This is a genomic window from Paenibacillus amylolyticus (assembly GCF_036894225.1).
GTDB classification, from domain to species: Bacteria; Bacillota; Bacilli; order Paenibacillales; family Paenibacillaceae; genus Paenibacillus; species Paenibacillus amylolyticus.
On the sequence record NZ_CP145892.1, the window covers coordinates 4,148,646 to 4,164,625 of the forward strand.

At 44.5% G+C, this 15,980-nt stretch carries 18 protein-coding genes; 4 read left to right on the forward strand and 14 right to left on the reverse strand.

The genetic code is table 11. The features are described from left to right. Positions 1 to 68 precede the first annotated feature (68 nt). The 3 genes from V6668_RS18320 to V6668_RS18330 form a co-directional block, all read right to left on the reverse strand. The gene (locus tag V6668_RS18320) at positions 69 to 1,091 is read right to left on the reverse strand and encodes a serine hydrolase (RefSeq protein ID WP_338708971.1); all 1,023 of its coding nucleotides are present in this window, start codon (positions 1,089 to 1,091) and stop codon (positions 69 to 71) included. Positions 1,092 to 1,321: 230 nt separating this feature from the next. After that, positions 1,322 to 2,050, reverse strand: coding sequence for a DUF1361 domain-containing protein (locus V6668_RS18325; RefSeq protein WP_338706386.1), 729 nt, complete (start codon positions 2,048 to 2,050; stop codon positions 1,322 to 1,324). A gap of 29 nt (positions 2,051 to 2,079) precedes the next feature. Continuing rightward, positions 2,080 to 2,664 carry a hypothetical protein gene (locus V6668_RS18330; protein ID WP_338706387.1) on the reverse strand — a complete coding sequence of 195 codons (585 nt, stop codon included), beginning with the start codon at positions 2,662 to 2,664 and terminating at the stop codon, positions 2,080 to 2,082. Positions 2,665 to 2,975: 311 nt separating this feature from the next. Here V6668_RS18330 and V6668_RS18335 point away from each other — a divergent pair, with 311 nt between their 5' ends. After that, positions 2,976 to 3,617, forward strand: a complete 642-nt coding sequence (locus V6668_RS18335) for a spore coat protein (protein WP_422395287.1) — start codon at positions 2,976 to 2,978, stop codon at positions 3,615 to 3,617. Positions 3,618 to 3,858: 241 nt separating this feature from the next. Beyond that, positions 3,859 to 4,812: a hypothetical protein gene (locus V6668_RS18340; RefSeq protein WP_338706388.1), complete on the forward strand. Its 954-nt coding sequence runs from the start codon at positions 3,859 to 3,861 to the stop codon at positions 4,810 to 4,812. Positions 4,813 to 4,920: 108 nt separating this feature from the next. Here V6668_RS18340 and V6668_RS18345 read toward each other — a convergent pair whose 3' ends face one another. Then, the gene (locus tag V6668_RS18345; RefSeq protein ID WP_338706389.1) at positions 4,921 to 5,847 is read right to left on the reverse strand and encodes a sigma-70 family RNA polymerase sigma factor; all 927 of its coding nucleotides are present in this window, start codon (positions 5,845 to 5,847) and stop codon (positions 4,921 to 4,923) included. 32 nt (positions 5,848 to 5,879) lie between these two features. After that, entirely contained in the window at positions 5,880 to 6,326 is a 447-nt protein-coding gene (locus tag V6668_RS18350; RefSeq protein WP_036672879.1) for a carboxymuconolactone decarboxylase family protein, read from the reverse strand. A 408-nt stretch (positions 6,327 to 6,734) separates the two neighbouring features. Between V6668_RS18350 and V6668_RS18355 the strand changes: the two genes are divergently transcribed. Further along, positions 6,735 to 7,781: an aromatic ring-hydroxylating oxygenase subunit alpha gene (locus V6668_RS18355; RefSeq protein WP_051449887.1), complete on the forward strand. Its 1,047-nt coding sequence runs from the start codon at positions 6,735 to 6,737 to the stop codon at positions 7,779 to 7,781. 505 nt (positions 7,782 to 8,286) lie between these two features. On the opposite strand, the gene V6668_RS18360 is transcribed toward V6668_RS18355, so the two are convergent. Next, positions 8,287 to 9,096 (reverse strand): cupin domain-containing protein, encoded by an 810-nt coding sequence (locus V6668_RS18360; RefSeq protein WP_036672881.1) that lies wholly within the window; start codon positions 9,094 to 9,096, stop codon positions 8,287 to 8,289. A 153-nt stretch (positions 9,097 to 9,249) separates the two neighbouring features. After that, positions 9,250 to 10,299 carry a leucine-rich repeat domain-containing protein gene (locus tag V6668_RS18365; RefSeq protein WP_051449888.1) on the reverse strand — a complete coding sequence of 350 codons (1,050 nt, stop codon included), beginning with the start codon at positions 10,297 to 10,299 and terminating at the stop codon, positions 9,250 to 9,252. A gap of 108 nt (positions 10,300 to 10,407) precedes the next feature. On the opposite strand from V6668_RS18365, the gene V6668_RS18370 reads away from it, so the two are divergent. Next, on the forward strand, positions 10,408 to 10,725 hold the full coding sequence (locus V6668_RS18370) for a hypothetical protein (protein ID WP_076328451.1): 318 nt from the start codon (positions 10,408 to 10,410) through the stop codon (positions 10,723 to 10,725). Between the two features lie 91 nt (positions 10,726 to 10,816). On the opposite strand, the gene V6668_RS18375 is transcribed toward V6668_RS18370, so the two are convergent. The 7 genes from V6668_RS18375 to V6668_RS18405 are packed head-to-tail and all read right to left on the reverse strand — an operon-like array spanning position 10,817 to position 15,857. Continuing rightward, entirely contained in the window at positions 10,817 to 11,422 is a 606-nt protein-coding gene (locus V6668_RS18375) for an SMI1/KNR4 family protein (RefSeq protein WP_235193898.1), read from the reverse strand. Between the two features lie 21 nt (positions 11,423 to 11,443). After that, positions 11,444 to 11,866 carry a hypothetical protein gene (locus V6668_RS18380; protein WP_036672886.1) on the reverse strand — a complete coding sequence of 141 codons (423 nt, stop codon included), beginning with the start codon at positions 11,864 to 11,866 and terminating at the stop codon, positions 11,444 to 11,446. A 32-nt stretch (positions 11,867 to 11,898) separates the two neighbouring features. Then, entirely contained in the window at positions 11,899 to 13,200 is a 1,302-nt protein-coding gene (locus tag V6668_RS18385; protein ID WP_036672887.1) for a hypothetical protein, read from the reverse strand. A 21-nt stretch (positions 13,201 to 13,221) separates the two neighbouring features. Continuing rightward, positions 13,222 to 13,956: an SMI1/KNR4 family protein gene (locus V6668_RS18390; protein WP_036672888.1), complete on the reverse strand. Its 735-nt coding sequence runs from the start codon at positions 13,954 to 13,956 to the stop codon at positions 13,222 to 13,224. Positions 13,957 to 14,001: 45 nt separating this feature from the next. Beyond that, positions 14,002 to 14,562, reverse strand: coding sequence for a hypothetical protein (locus V6668_RS18395; protein ID WP_036672889.1), 561 nt, complete (start codon positions 14,560 to 14,562; stop codon positions 14,002 to 14,004). Next, a complete protein-coding gene (locus V6668_RS18400; protein ID WP_036672890.1) occupies positions 14,559 to 15,209 on the reverse strand; it encodes a hypothetical protein in 651 nt (216 codons plus the stop codon). The genes V6668_RS18395 and V6668_RS18400 overlap by 4 nt, the downstream gene beginning before the upstream one ends. A 39-nt stretch (positions 15,210 to 15,248) precedes the next feature. Further along, entirely contained in the window at positions 15,249 to 15,857 is a 609-nt protein-coding gene (locus tag V6668_RS18405; RefSeq protein WP_036672892.1) for a hypothetical protein, read from the reverse strand. Positions 15,858 to 15,980 lie beyond the last annotated feature (123 nt).

The following is a 15,980-nucleotide window of genomic DNA, read 5'->3' on the forward strand; positions in this document are numbered from 1 at the left end:
CTTTCCTGTTCGATCAATTAACCCCCAACCTTGTGGCCATAACCTGACCATAGGTTGAGGGTTATTCGTCATGCCAAAGCTTCTTCGATAGCAATTGTTATTGGATACGGACCAGACTCTTGATTAGAGAGCACAACCAGTTGTAGGTCATAGTCCGGATACACGGAAGACATGAAAGACACCCCTGGATCAAACCCCATGACATGAAATTTGAAAATCGCTTCTCCCTTGCGGTCAATCCAGATACCCTGCCCATAATACTCTTCATCCTCTTGATGAGCATGTGGAGTTAATAACTGCTGTGTCGACTCTTCATTCAACAATTGGTGACCCAGCAAAGCATCCCAAAACCGAATCATATCCGGTGCCGTAACATAGGCTCCACCATCTGATCCACCTTTGACAGGAATAGAGAACATATTGGTGTTCCAAGAGCCATCTTCATGATCGATATACCCTAAAGCTGTGTTACGCGGGAGCTGATCTGTTACGTAATAACCGGAGTCCTTCATGCCACACCTTTTGAAAATGTGCTCTTCCACAACATCTGTAAACGACAGTCCTGAATGTTGTTCCACGATAAGCCCCAGCACAATAAAACCCGCATTATTATAATGAAAACGTTCACCCGGAGCAGACTTCATTGGCAGATGCTGAAACATGGGCAGAAAGTCACTTAATCGCCGCATCGCGTAGACGGGTCTGTCTTTCCATAATTCTGAAAAGTCATCCATCACTTCTTCATCGAAATAATCCGGAATGCCTGACGTGTGTGTTAACAACTGCTGAATGGTAACTCCTTCGTCCCATAGTGGAAACTCCACATCCAATACATCGTTCAGCTTGGAATCGGCAGACAACTTGCCTGCTTCAATCAGTTGGCATACACTCACTGCCGTGAAGATCTTACATCCAGATGCAATTCCAAAGCGTGTATCCACCTGATTGGCAAGCTCTTCGCTACGATTGGCATAACCACGTTTCATATTCAAAAGGGTTTTCCCGGCTTGCTGGAGTAATACAACACCCGAAAAATTCACGCGTTCCATGACTTCTTCTATTTTTATTGTCAGCTCTACTGCATTCAACATTTTGTTGTTCACCTACTTGTCTATGTATTCATCACATTCTCATTCTTAATTCTTCGTCATATCCTGCATACCTGCCAAATTTTCATAAAAAGAAGGATTACTCCCTTATAAAAGGAAATAACCCTTCTTCAGACAACGTAAGATTAAGTTTGACAAAGCATGCTCAAATGCTGTTCAATCACTTGTTCCACTCGTTTTACCGTAAGTCTATCTCCTCAAAACAACATAGGTTAGCGTAACGCTTGCAGGTCCGAGTTGGGACTTCCTGCACTCTTCTTCTTTTCACGGGGAGCCCTCGTATTGATCAGATAATACAATGTGGCATAGATTGTAGTGATAAACGTGCCAAAAAACAGGCAAAACGCCAGAGACGGACGGCTTACACTTTCGTGCATCAGTTCAATTAGCGTCTCGCGATTCGTCAGTGTATCCCAGCTATTCAGTCGATATACACGTCCAAGCAATACCCCGTAACTTCCCAAAGCACTGCCAACCAGTACAAAGATCCAGGATGCCCAGCGTCCAATTCGGTGATAGATCACTTCCTGAAGCTGATACATCGACAGGAATCCAAGCAGAAGACCAGTCCAGACAAACATTAATAGAACACTTAAGTCGTACCAATACGTGTAGTCCACCCCGTTCCCACCATAATACCGGGAACTTCTCGCTGTCAGATGAACCAGATCCGTAACAATGTAAGAAGAGTTCGGGAAAAATAACAACCACAGCAGACCACTTGCAACTGCAAGCCATGCGGCACCTTTCCATTTCACATCACTTAGAAGATAGGCTGCATAAGAGAACACAAAAGGAATCCAGCCCAAGAACAGATTCCAGATCAGGAAGCGGAAATAACGCTGATCCAGCCAATCTGCGGCTACGTAGTACAAGCCAAGCGTTACTATAGTAACCACACTAAGGAAAATAAATATGCGAATATAATTCAGTTTTCTCAATGATTCTGACCTCACTTGATAAAATTCAATTAGTTTCGAAAATAGCGGATGATTTCTTCTTTATTCTTTTCAACACGCAAATTCAATCCTCGTTTATCCTTTAATCCATACTGCTGTAATTCATGGCCTGGATCAAGCACCAACGGTTTAGTCGCCACATCAACCAGCAAATCCATCGTCAGTTGATAGGTCTCTCGTAACTTGTCCATTGGCAGAGAGGATTCATACCGTTTGATCAGCTCAATCAGACGTTCAGCATACACGAGACGAACCATACTGTCCGCACTCTTCAATTGTCTTGAAGCAAATGCTGTAATGGCCTTAATTATACTTGGTTCTGTCCGATGTTTGGCAATCAACGCAAGTTCATCCACCGCATCCCAATTCATGATAGACAACTCGGAACTTAATTGTTGAATCCGCTCCCCTGTCCATTGTTCCTCTAACTCTTGGGGTACGTCCCATCGCTTATAGTCCGCATACACGCCTTCTCGATGCATCTGTATAGCGCTCCCGTAATGTTTGACGAACAAATCCTTTGCTACACCCCAATCGGTCTCTTCCATCTTAACCACCACCATACCTGTTCCTATTTGTGCGTATACTGCTAACATTACATAAATTTACTACTCTCCAAGCATACTATAGAAGTTGAACTATACATTTGCACGAGAACGCAGAGGACAGAAACAAACTACAGAAGCGAAGCGTTCGCTAAAAGCTTTCTACAAGAAAGCTACTTCGGAAGCATAAGCTTATCACCGGATTTTCACCTTTGTAAAATCGAATTAAAAATCTGGGGATAACAGCGATCGGAAGGTTGTTCTGTCATCGGAGTGGCAAGTGTAAATATTCTTTCGTTCAACTTATATAGAATCATACCATTTACCAAAGGAGAATCAAATTTACAATGAATCCAAATTCGATGCACCCTCAAAATTTAGTACAACCTACATTGAATGCTAATCCAAATGTCACCCCTAACATGAATCATGGCGGCCATGAGATGTTCGATGTGCATGAGATTCTGTCCTCCACCATTAACGTGCTGGATCAATACATGATCTTTCGTACATTTGTGCAGAGCCAGGAACTGATTGGCATTCTCGACCGGCAGTACAATTTCATATTATCCCAGTACAATCTGACAGCAGAGTGTTTTGCATCCGGACAGAAGCCTCATCAAGAGACAGCTACCTATATGATCCCCAACATGGTACCACCGGTATATGGCCTTAAGCCATCAGCACCGAAAAAGCCTAACCAGAGCTTGGCCGATGTAAAGGATGCCGGGATTAGCGGTCATATGCTGGGACTGATCAAGTCACATGCGAGTCTGCTCGGCATGTCCTGTAGCGAGATCACAAATGGGACGGTTCGCCGAGTCATCGCTTCACAGATCCAGCATTTTATCGAGATGGCCTACGAAATTTTCATGTTTCAGAATAACAACGCGTATTATCAAGTACCTCAACTCACTCCAAGTGATACACAACAGATGCTTCAGGCATACATTCCAGCAACCGGGGCACCTCAGATGCCTATTAACAATAAACCACTTCATTAATTAGAAAATAAAGTCCGATTCCCCAGAACAGTCTCTTCAACCCATGCGGGTTTTAGGGGCTGTTCTTTGGTTATTTATAATCATTTCCTGCTTAAGACTCTTGATTTGGTTACCAGAAACTGGTTTAATCAAAGACAAACCCGTACATATTCAACTTACGGATCATACATATAAAATAGGGTGAACTGCCGTTATACGAGAATTCAAATGGCTTTTTCTTCATTAATGGGGAGGTATACAAATGAGATGGAAGCAACCTGCTAAACTTGGTTTACTGGCTATGGCTCTCGGCTGTACTGCCATTGGCGCAATACTCACACCTTCAACAACACTAGCTGCACCTGTCCCCGCTTCCAAAGCGGTGTATCATCAATTCCAAACCTATCGAACAGAAGCAGTAAAGTCCACAGAAAGTCTGGTTAAAGCGCGTAAATACTTGATGAATCATATCGATAAAGTCGACCCTTGGCAGGCCACACTAATGACGCTGCAACTGGAGAACATGCAGAACGTGAAATTGGCTAATATGGACTACCAAATGTATACGGAACAATTTCAACAGGCCATATCTCAAGCCCATGAACAACTTGGTTACGAACAGAAGCTTACATATAGTCGTCTGCTCAAAGAAATTAAAGATCCGACCGTGAAGAAGCTTCTACAGGAAGCATCTGATCTCGGGTTCAAACTGGAAACCAGTGAAGGCTTGTATTACCCCATCATCAATTATGAGATATATCAAAAGTTCAAGCCTTTTGTTAAGGCTGATATTGCTGCGTACATTAATATTATGGCTACCGAGTCCAACCAAATGACAACTTCAGATGGTGGCATTATCATCTCTTGGAACGAATTAATCCAGCGTGCATTGGAGAAAGAAGCCTTTTTGAACAACTTCCCGAATTCCAATCGCACATCAGCAGTGAAGCAAGGGTTATTTGTGGATTATCTGTTTTACGGAAGTGACAACACGCCTGCTTATGATTGGTACACGGATGAAGAAATTCGCACCATGGACCCTGTGGTGAAACAGGCTTACGAGAAAGCTTTGGCTTACCGGGAGCCCGTTACGCAGAGTGTTCTTCTGGACACTATGGAAAAGATTTTACTGGTTCTCAATCAGAATAATGATGAGCTTACACCTGAAGTCAGAGCAATCATTGAACCTGTTCAACAACAATTTGCCCGTGAATAATCAGATGCTGAATCGCAAAATGTGAATGCCAAAAAAGCGGCAATCCTCGTGACAGAGGTTGTCGCTTTTAAGTTTATATATCAAGTCGTTACGTTTGGATCAAAGAGTTTAAGTCACTATTGATGTAAGTTTGTTCGGATTGACGACGAGATACACACCCTCAATCCGCTCTCCGGAAGCGTCCAACTCCAAACAGAGTACCTCGGACAACTGCCCTTCTTTCATCAACGCGAGTTGAAGTTCGCCATTGATCCACATCGGTACCCATTCCCTTTCACGCAATCGTGTAAGGACTCGACGTGAGGTCAGGAGTGCAAGCACACCTTTGTGCACATTCATTGTTCTCATAACCGTATGCACAACGCCACCGCCATCTGCTGTAAATACAGGCTGATCTGCCAGTAACTCCAGCATGGCAGAGACGTCATAACGAAGGAAAGCCGTTGTAAAACGGCTCAGCAATTCACCTTTGGCTATCATATCCGCATCACTCTGCTCGATCGGCGGAAGTCTTTCAGGCAGATTTCGTCTGGCGCGGCTAAAGATTTGACGACAGTTACTCTCCGTTTTGCCCAGCCAATCCGCTATTTCAGAATAATCATATCGGAACGCTTCACGAAGGACAAAAACAGCCCGTTCCATGGGCGATAGACGCTCCAACATGACCAGATAGGCGTAGGAGATCAGCTCTTTTTTCTCCATCGTTTCCTCTGGCATGTTCGCCTCTTCACTGTCACCGATCGGCTCTGGCAGCCACTCACCAACATAACTTTCCCGCTGATTACGAGCGGAATTTAGCAGATTCAAGCTTCGGTTCACAATCAATCTGGCGATGTAGGACTTGGGATTACGAATATCCTGAGCAGACGTACTCTGAATCCCCGCAAAACAATCCTGCACAATATCTTCAGCTTCTACCACACTGCCCAACATGCGGTAAGCTATTGAAAATGCATATTTTTTATAACGAATATACAACTCACCAACGTCCAGAGAAGACACTTCTGGCTCATTGGCATGGAAATTAGAATTCATAAGAAGCCTCCCCTGGCATGGTGCGTGTATTTTTAGTTAAAGCAACCCGGATACATCCCAGTTGTAATCGCAATCCGGTTCCAGTTATTAATCGTGTTAATGGCCAGAATCAGATCCACCAGTTCGGATTCACTGAAATGTTCACGGACCTTATCGTACAACGCAAGTGGTACACCATGTTCCGAGATTCGGGTCACCGCCTCAGCCAGCTCCAGCATAACACGTTCTTGATCCGTGAAGAAAGGCACTTCACGCCACACACTTAGCAAAAGAATATGATCCGCGTAATCTCCCAGTTTCATCAGATCTTTGGCATGCATATCGAGACAAAAAGCGCAGCCATTAATCTGGGACACTCGGATTTTTAACAGCTCATACAATACTTTATTTTCAAATTGCCCGGATATATATTGCTCCATTGCCATCATCGCTTTAAAAGCACCTGGACTCGCTACTCTGTAGTTCGTTCTTAAATTCATTTTTCATTCGCCTCCGTCATTTGGTTTACATACTGTAGACAAATGAAGGCTGGGATCTGTGACATTCTTTGCGAAAATCTTTTTATGCCCACAAGAATAGTTGCTCAACTAACGAATATTCACACTTAGATTCTGATGGCAGGACAACCTCCATGGAGTTAATAATCAGTAATGGAAAAACATACTGAAAGGTTGTTCTCTTTTCTACAATTAACATCTAACGTAAGAAAAATCCGCGTTTTTCCGTATTCATGTACGGTTTTTGCTGTAGCGTTTGTGATTTTAACCAAAAGCAGGTTGGATATATTGATATTTTGACCAAAAGAGTAGTAACATACGGCTAATGAAGTTAACTTTTCTGACATTAAAAAGAGAATCGTTTATCCATATCAGCAAGGAGTGTTTCCTATGATAACTTCCAACGCAAAACATACAATGACCTCCGAATTACCTAGAGGGTGTACGTTCACCGCTGAAGACTGGCATGTATTATCCCAATATTGGTACCCGGTAGCCCAAGCAACCGAAGTAACAGACAAACCCCTGTCTGCTCAATTACTCGATGTGAAGCTGGTTCTCTATCGCAGTAATGATCAGATTGTGGTAGCCAAGGATCTTTGTTTTCACCGCGGGGCCCCACTTAGTAAAGGCTGGGTAGAAAATGGCGAGATTGTCTGCCCTTATCATGGTTTCCGTTATAATTGTGAAGGAAAATGTACCGCAGTACCTGCGCACCCAAGCTCCAAGATCTCGCCTAAGCTCAAACTTATCGTGTACCCGACAGTCGAACGTTATGGCTTGATCTGGACCACTTTGGCGGGAACGGAAGAACAGATCCCCTCCTTCCCTGGATGGGATGATCCGGATTATATCAATATTCTGCCACCCAACTTTGACATTGCTGGTTCCTCTGGACGACAAATGGAGGGATTCCTGGATGTATCCCATTTTGCCTATGTGCATACCGAGACGTTTGGTGATCGAAACAACACCGAAGTCCCCCAATACAAAGTGAAACGCGAAGGTAATGAGTTACTGGCGGAGTATTGGAGTACTGTAAGTAACTATGGCAAAGGGCAAGATCTTGTTGCACCTGAAGGTTTCCAATGGCTGCGTGAGTTTCGAGTGTTCCCACCTTTTGCGGCTTCTCTTACGGTACATTTCCCAGGAGACGACAAGCTGAATATTCTGAATTGTGCTTCGCCAATCTCTGCCCGTTATACACGTTTATTCTGTCCAATCACACGCAACTTTGACAAAGACGCTCCGATTGAAGACACAATCAAGTTCAACTTGCAGGTATTTGAAGAAGACCGCGAGATGGTCGAGTCACAGAAACCGGAGGATCTGCCCCTTGATCTGCATGCCGAGGCCCATATTCCCGCAGACCGTACTTCGATTGCTTATCGTCAATTGTTAACGGAGCTTGGCTTGGGACGAAATTACACATCGTAAATTAAATCATATATAAGTTCAACTAATGAATATTTAATTGAACTTATGTAGGTGTTCTTCAATCTCAGGCAAGCTATCGATGATGGATGTCGCGCCTAAAAAGTCTTGAAGTACTATCCTGCGGTCTCTGGGGAATGGGTTGAAAATTTTCTTAGGAACTCAGGACATCTTATTTGGCCTCTAGGTCCTCATTTAAAATTGTAAGGAACCTCAGACTCGTTATTTCCCAAAATCCCCCGATAAAAACACTTCATACGGCTGTTTATTCTGATATAACGTGTCACAGATTCTTTAGATTTCTGGGCACGCTTCAAACCCTTGATTAAGACGCCTACGATTCGTTAGCACTCCATGCTCCGGACACGTTCAGGTATGCATCGGCTTTCAGCAGGTTTGAAGACAACTTTAATCAACAAAAGAAGCGTTCCTTTGCGGACGCTTCTTTTGTTATACCTAATTTAACTAAAATACTTATGTGTATTAGATAAACCTCGCCTCAGGAACGTCATCTTTCCTCTTGATTATTCGTATTCACAGGAAGCTCTCTATAATACGGACAGCCCGGCTCATGAATAATACGTGGATCAACCCAAGTGCCCCAGTACGGAAGACGGTTCACGTAAGGTTGCATGTTTGGTTGGTTGTTGGGCTGCATGTTTGGTTGTACATTGGGTTGTGTGTTGGGTTGCATGTTTGGCTGTACATTTGGTTGTACATTAGGCATTACGTAAGGCTGATGATTCACATTTGGAGCACTGTTAGAGACAGGAGCAGTTGAAGGCTGGCAATCTGCCGGCGGGCCAATAATCACTGTTTTTTGAATGGGAGCAAGTGCTTCTTGAACTTTTTTCTCATCCAGACAGTACGTATAAGCCAAAAGTTTTGCAGGTGTAAGACGTAAGGTGTCTGAGCCAAATATCGCTTCAGGAACCGGTGCATCAAAGATTGCGAGTAAGTGCGTGTGATCTGCAGTGGCCACTTCATAGTGCCACCAGCCTTGAGGAACGTTAGCCACCTGCCCCGGAGTAATCGGGAAATGAAGAAGCTCGTTGGTAAATGGATTAATGAGGGAAACAACTGCCGCACCGCTGATGCAGTATACCAACTCCGTTGCATTCTGATGCGTATGTGGTTCAACCACATTGCCCGTGTTGAGGAAAATATCCAGTAAAGAAGCATTGCCCAGTGTGTTTAACTGCTTGATGGAAAGAGCGTTAATATAGTTGTTCTCATCCTTCTTGAATAACGGGTTATTGCTCAAATCGTAAGTAAATTCGGTGGTTGGTAAAGTGTAATCCATGTATGAGGTTGCCAAAATAAAACGCCTGCCCTTCGCTCTCGGTTTAGGTCATAACCTATATGCCAGCTTATGCCCAGCGCCCAGATACGTGAGCCCATTTCCGCCAAGTTTTCCTCGCATAACAAATATCCCTGACTCGGACATCCCGAGAGCAGGGCTCATTGGCTATTAAAGTTCTGCTTCGTCGGAGATGTCATCACAACTAATCCCTAATGGAGTACTGTTCAAATTTACACTCTGAAGCCAACTCATTCGCTTGACCATCTCTGGCATTCCCTCGATCAAACCATCAGTTACACTCAAATAACGTAGTTTCTTTAATTTCTCCAGTTCAGGCGGAAGCTCACAAATACCCGAGTACCCTATATCCAGAGTTACGAGTTCGCTCAATTCACCAATCTCGGCTGGAATATGTTTCAGACCAAGATCCGACTTCTCCTTTGGCTTCCATCCGGTCGGAACATGATAAGAACTGCCGCAATAAATTCTAAGCTCTCGAAGTTGTTTCAATTTTCCAATGTCTTGGTGAATACCTTCCAAATCCGCCGTCATGATCTCCAATTCTTCCAATGATGTCAGTTCGAAAAGGGCTGGAGGAAGCGTATAAACATCCTGCTCAAAAATTGTCAAACGTTTCAAGTGCTTTAATTCCCGAATACGTTCCGGAATCTCTTTCAAGTAATGTGAACTAATATTCAGCACATCCGTCTGATGTCTAATCGCATCGTCCAGTAAGCAATGAATGTCTTGATGTCGATCTAATCTAAAAAATAACCCAGTGATTCGCTCCATTAGCTCAATTGCTTCTTCTTGTGTAATATGCATGCCATACATATTCTCATGAGCAACAGTGTAGAAGTAGTCACTTCCATCCTCGTTCAAAAAACAAAGATCATCTGGCATTGAGGGATAACACCAGTCATGAAAGCGGTTGGCTTCCTCCTTGAGGATCTGCCCTGATTCCGGCGTGCAACGATATATGTAATAAATCCCCTCTGAATACATGGCGCCACTTTTCATCATCATTTCTTCCATCGTACTGCTCTCAATCAAATACGGATCCAATCTCCGTAACACTGTAGTAACTCTTTCAGGTGTAGCTTCCTCAGCATACTTTCTATCAACCAGCACAAACCGGTCTGTCTTCTCGATCAATTCGTCAATCAACAGTTCATAGGCCGTTCCTCTTGGATCAGTGTGAAAAGCTACGGCTACCATATGTTCCCCCTCATTACTCATTATTCATCAATCTTCAATCTGCTGTATCATCTGAAACCACTGTGGCATAGGCTGATATCATCAATCCAGTCATTGGAGGCTTATTACATGGCATACGGCCCTGGTTCAGTTTCATCCCCGCAATCTGCGGGTTATCCTTACCCTTATTATCCGTCACCCCCACCGTATCCTTACCCTTATCCCTATCCATACCCGCCCATCGTTCCTGTTCCACTACCATATCCGATCGGTGGTCCTTGGTGGCATGGTGGATATCCCGGCGGTGGTTACCCCGGTGGACACCCTGGTCATTTCCCAGGAGGTGGCTATCCAGGCGGACCTCATGGAGGCGGGCCGGGTGGTCCAGGTGGACACGGAGGACCTCCAGGCGGAGGATTTCACGGACATCGTTTCTTCCAGTGGTAATCATTAAACTCATTCAAAGTACTTGTTCAGATAAAGGAGCTGCTTCGGCAGCTTCTTTATTATTGAAGGAATTGTCTAATCGTGCAGGATTTTAATAGGTGATCTCATCCATCATCTTCAGATTACGGTTCGACATGCTGAGGAGATCCGTGAAGGTAGGTGTAAGGTAATAAACAAAGTCCGGATCGTGCACGTACATAATAATCTGCCCATACGTGCCTTCCGCCGTTGGATCAAAATCGAGCATCAGATACAGTGAACCACCTGCAATTGTTGCAAAAGGAATCCATGGTTTATGGAAAAGGTATGATTTGATCTCCGGGTCCAGCTGGCTGATCTCTTCGGCAGAATAATACTCTTCAAGCTTCTCATCCACTTCACAGAAGTATTGTTTGGTCTCTCGAATCTCTTCCAATGACATCAGATAAAAGGGTGTACATCGGCCCGTCTCGGCATCACCCGGGTACAGTACATGCAACCCGTAGCCACTACCGTCTTTCCTTTGGTAAAAGGCACGAAAATCGCCAGGCAGCCGGACGCCATACTCCTTTTCGAATAGATCCAGACTTTCCTCGGATGCACCTTCCCGATGTTGATATTCTTCAAACAATTGCCGAATCTCTTGATCCTGTATTCTCTCATCTAACAAGTGATTCAACTCGTCCATTAGCACGTTTAATGATACATTCGGCTCCAATCTCACCACACCTCCCCTAACTCAGTTCTTCTCTTCTTGTAGATACTGATGATATTCCCAAAACGCTTCTTCCTCTCCGCCGCCTTCAATTAGAATCATGACTGCGTAAGATAACAAATTAAGCCATTGTTCCATCAATGTCACCTGTTCGTCGGAAATGAGGTTGTTGCTGCGAAGCATGCCTTCGGGTTCAACGGCCCAAGCACGGGCCATATGAGTAATTCCCCATAGACATGCCATGACTTCCCGATCCAGTGAAGGCCGTGCAAGTTCGGACGCCAGAACACGCAGTATCTCCATCAACTCATGAAAATTCTCCTTAATCAAATGTCCACGGAAAGGCCGCAGACTGCCAATAAAACCGTTCTCCATCTTGGGATGACTCAGATCATCATAAGAAAAGGAGTGACATTTTAATAACGTTACAGCCTCTTCACGTTCCATCCCTTCACCCCTTTGCAGGTTGTAATACGACCTTACCAGCGAAGAGGTTCTTCTCCACGCCACAACACATACCGCTCCAACTCACGAAGAGTGCCTGTACCGATCGCGTACTCGTCCATTTCTTTGGAACGAAGATCAAGCACATGCAGCATGCCACCATATGTACCAACTGCCAGCTTGGACTGCTCTGGTGATACAGCGAGAGAATAGATCGTACTACCCACAAAATGACGCCATACTTCCTTACCCTCGCCATTTACACAATATAGATAACCATATGCATCCCCAAGCACCATGCCCGCCTCTATTTCCACTGCTGCATACACTCGTGCATTCTCATCCATCACTGGCCAATCTTCCTTCGTTTCGTTGCCTGCGATTGATTCCAGCGGGACCAGTATCGTGACCCCGTTATAGAAATGACATGCGTTAAACCAGACGTTCTGGTTATTACTGGTGAATGCCGCATAATGAGGGTAGCTCGATTCTGGATAGAGAGAGTATGTCTTGTTCAGCTGGCGGTCCATCACCATATGATTGCTTCCTTGGCTGCCATAGGCAATCCATCTACCATCCCTTGATACAGCTGCATGTCCCATATCTATCTGTGTATCCTCTAGCTCATACTCTTCGATCTCTGCCAGATCGGGATGAAGCAAGGTCACCTGGGCTTGTGTGACGAGATATATCCCGTATCTTGAATGTATGAGTAGTGCTTTGCCTTCATCGATAGGTATAAGTCCTTCAAGTGTCCGTTCGGGATGCTCACAGTCCGCAAGTGATTCAATCCGAGGTAATGCCGACTGTATCCGGGCTTGAATATCTTCCCATTGATATGTCGCTATCTCCTGTCCTTCCAACTTGCGATCTGGCTGACGAATGATACGAATCCCATCCGGTCCTGCAAGCGCAAAGTCAAGTCCATCCGATGAGCAACCTGCAAAAGTATATGGAGAGATCAACTGCCATCCGTGCTGATCCATCGTATATATCTGACTATTCTCCGTGAAAATCCCCGTATTACATACAATCGTTTCCTCGTTCAGATAACCTACAACTTTGACCGCTTGCATGGAAGCCTGAAACGCCTCGTTCAATGGCCACGTCGCTGCGGGTAGCTCATGTCGAAGCACCTCCACATCACCATGGAGATTGGCCTGTCTCACCATATGGAATACTTCAGTACTCATTCCGCTTCTGGAGTCTCCCTCCAACTCGGATTCATCCGGTTGCTCTCCCTGCATACTTCTCCGGACAAATGCATTGACATCCCTTGCATAACGCTTGCCTTCATTGCGCCATTGTTCCGCAATGTCTTCCTTTAACCAACTCATAGGTGTCCCTCCACTCTGCCCCTATTCATATGCCGTACAATGATGTGCCTGCAAGAACATACTGATTTCGTTATCCGTCGCCTCCTCCGCACCATTCTTTTCTTCATAGAACAGGGCAACTTCTCTCCCAGCTGCATAGTTAAATCGTAAATATCCTCCCATCGACACCATGAACATCTTGCACATGTACTCATTCTCCAACACAGCATCCCACTTAAATTCTGTTTTGCATGTATCGGCGAGTTCCTTCATGGAGCTTCCCTGTTCCGTCCCTGAAAAATGGTAAAACGTATGTTTCCGCAGCTCATTCCACGGCTCAAAGTAAAGTGGCGTTATTGGTTTATCCTGATGGTAATACCCACAATAGATCCGGTCCAGCGTTTCGCCAAATTCAGTCTCCGAGCATGTCCATAAGGTGATATTTTCATCATGACGCGGTAGCCACAACAGCCCCTCAACTTCCGGATGAACAGCAAGGAAATCTCCATCTACAGAACTGCCGATGGAGATGCACTGCTCAAGTTGATGCTGACTTATAGGCGAATCATCCGTATGTATCCAAAAATCATATTCAACAAAAGGCTTCAACACTTCTGGGTCCGGTCTCTGCACATTCATCCACCCCGTATATGTACCTTCCCCGTAGTGCTCAATCCAGGTGCGGTATGATAAAGGTAGCGAGATGCCGTGCTGTTGTTCAAAGTGATCCAGTTCCTCTGTTGGAACCGGCTTAAGTACACGGGATACAATATACATTTGTCGACATCTCCCATCTCAGTTTGGTTCATTCGTTTTCAGGATCTAAGCCAGTTCTTCCTGTACAATTTCAGTCCATACTCCTTTACGATTCAGAATGCGAACGGCAAAGGCATCATATCCATCACGCTTGACCTGATCAAAATGCATGCGCTCTCCCGTAATCAGTTCATATGCCCCATTTTCATCTACATCTTCGCCAAACTCTTCATCCCAAGGCACATTGTAGTAAGCCGTCAACTCTACTTCAAATATGTCCTCACCTTCAACATCCAGGTAAGGACGAAGGGGTCTGTCATGTAGTGCGTCTTCCGAATAGGTCTCACATAACATAGCATCATAGCCGTGCTTGGCGGTATCAATGAGCAGATAGCGCTCACCCGTGACCGTATGCTCCGCATATACAAGAAGAGGTGTCGAATCATGCCAGGTAATCAGATCATCTTCAGTCAAGTCACCATAATAAAAAATATGGAATTTATCATGACCATCACTCATTTGAAGTTTGCCTTTCCACTCCACTTCATCGGACTTTATGTTCTCTTCCTTCCTAATTAATCCTTCCAGATAAGCAGGTCCGTGTTGTACACCATACTCATTCATCATCTCGCCTCCGATTTGTTCATTCGAATGGTAACCACTTTGTGTTCCTCATCCACCGTCAGTTTCACATCGATGTTCAGCTTGTCACGGAATAACGCCGTAATATTGATATACGGATCGCGGGCAGCTTCGCTACTACCGCCACTATTACGGCTCATTCCCTGATGAATGATGGATTCTACCAGCTGTTTATCTCCCTTGCCGGTGTTATTGTAGGTGTAGATCACCTGCCCATCCTGATCATACAGATTCAAAACCGTTGTGAAATCATTGGCGTTCTCATACTGTCTCTCGGTCTGTACATAGTTGTGATCTGTACGTTGATAGTTTACAGTACCAGCCAGATACGGATTGTCCCCGCCTGGCTTCACATCATACTCCTTATAGGCCAGATTAAACAGGTATTGGATATGATTCATATCAATTCGGTAATAAAACTGACGGTTATCTTCCTCTTTGTCCATCGCTGCAAAACTGTTAATCAGCGGCCAGGCCCCATAGGACTTCCCATTAACATCAACGGCCAGAGCATAGTCAGATAATACTGTCTCTTTTTGAAATACACCAAATGTCTGTAAAATAAAATAAGCCGGAATCATCAACATACCCAGAATGACTGCAAAAATAGTAAGTTTAACTCGTAGTTTCATTTCTTCTCTCCTTGCGGCTTTAACTCTTCAATTTCAGTCTCATCCAGTCTTGTGCTGAAGCTTCGACAGTGTACGCACAACTACATCCCTGTTCTTCGCATCCTTGATATAAGAAGGAATACTATGTGAAGCCGTTCGTATAGGCATATTTCCGTATTTTACACGCAGGTCTGCGGAGACATAAGCGATGAGATAATTCAGATGCTCCCGATTCACAGCCCAAATTATTTTTCCTCTGAAATTATCCAGGAAGTATAATTCCAGCCCGAACACAGGATCTTTCCCTGCACAAATCTCGGAAAAACACCTTTGGTATGTCGGCTTGGCGTGTAATTCAACCTGATTCACAGAACTACAATGCGGACATTCCACATGCGTCGATCGGTGAGACGTCTTCTTCTCGTCTGTGACTTCCACGTTAAACCAACGTTCACATACAGCACAATTCCCCTTGGCTTTATATTGATATACTGGTTCTTCAAAAGCTTGAGCGTAACATTCGTAACACTTCCATCCCAGTTGACCATTCCGTTGATCAATCGAAGCGTGCCCACCGCATTTGGGACATTTCACATCAATCCGCTCTCCCCGTCGAAGGACCGAATAGAAACTATACTTATACGCACCTTCATCTTCGAAACGTTTCATCCTGTATCCACCTTTCTTCTAAAACTACGACATACACAGCGTCAAAATACTCAACATTTACCAATCCATCTCTCTAAAATTATATGAAACTCCGTTGCTCAGCACAACAATTGAAGACAGATT

What these genes read in the sequence shown, in the direction of transcription:
- V6668_RS18385 (WP_036672887.1), bottom strand. Translation starts at nt 13,200, where the DNA reads ATGAGTTGGTTAAAGGAAGACATTGCGGAACAATGGCGCAATGAAGGC.
- V6668_RS18380 (WP_036672886.1), bottom strand. Translation starts at nt 11,866, where the DNA reads ATGGAACGTGAAGAGGCTGTAACGTTATTAAAATGTCACTCCTTTTCT.
- V6668_RS18335 (WP_422395287.1), top strand. Translation starts at nt 2,976, where the DNA reads ATGCACCCTCAAAATTTAGTACAACCTACATTGAATGCTAATCCAAAT.
- V6668_RS18390 (WP_036672888.1), bottom strand. Translation starts at nt 13,956, where the DNA reads ATGTATATTGTATCCCGTGTACTTAAGCCGGTTCCAACAGAGGAACTG.
- V6668_RS18320 (WP_338708971.1), bottom strand. Translation starts at nt 1,091, where the DNA reads ATGTTGAATGCAGTAGAGCTGACAATAAAAATAGAAGAAGTCATGGAA.
- V6668_RS18355 (WP_051449887.1), top strand. Translation starts at nt 6,735, where the DNA reads ATGATAACTTCCAACGCAAAACATACAATGACCTCCGAATTACCTAGA.
- V6668_RS18340 (WP_338706388.1), top strand. Translation starts at nt 3,859, where the DNA reads ATGAGATGGAAGCAACCTGCTAAACTTGGTTTACTGGCTATGGCTCTC.
- V6668_RS18330 (WP_338706387.1), bottom strand. Translation starts at nt 2,664, where the DNA reads ATGTTAGCAGTATACGCACAAATAGGAACAGGTATGGTGGTGGTTAAG.
- V6668_RS18345 (WP_338706389.1), bottom strand. Translation starts at nt 5,847, where the DNA reads ATGAATTCTAATTTCCATGCCAATGAGCCAGAAGTGTCTTCTCTGGAC.
- V6668_RS18350 (WP_036672879.1), bottom strand. Translation starts at nt 6,326, where the DNA reads ATGAATTTAAGAACGAACTACAGAGTAGCGAGTCCAGGTGCTTTTAAA.
- V6668_RS18365 (WP_051449888.1), bottom strand. Translation starts at nt 10,299, where the DNA reads ATGGTAGCCGTAGCTTTTCACACTGATCCAAGAGGAACGGCCTATGAA.
- V6668_RS18405 (WP_036672892.1), bottom strand. Translation starts at nt 15,857, where the DNA reads ATGAAACGTTTCGAAGATGAAGGTGCGTATAAGTATAGTTTCTATTCG.
- V6668_RS18370 (WP_076328451.1), top strand. Translation starts at nt 10,408, where the DNA reads ATGGCATACGGCCCTGGTTCAGTTTCATCCCCGCAATCTGCGGGTTAT.
- V6668_RS18395 (WP_036672889.1), bottom strand. Translation starts at nt 14,562, where the DNA reads ATGATGAATGAGTATGGTGTACAACACGGACCTGCTTATCTGGAAGGA.
- V6668_RS18400 (WP_036672890.1), bottom strand. Translation starts at nt 15,209, where the DNA reads ATGAAACTACGAGTTAAACTTACTATTTTTGCAGTCATTCTGGGTATG.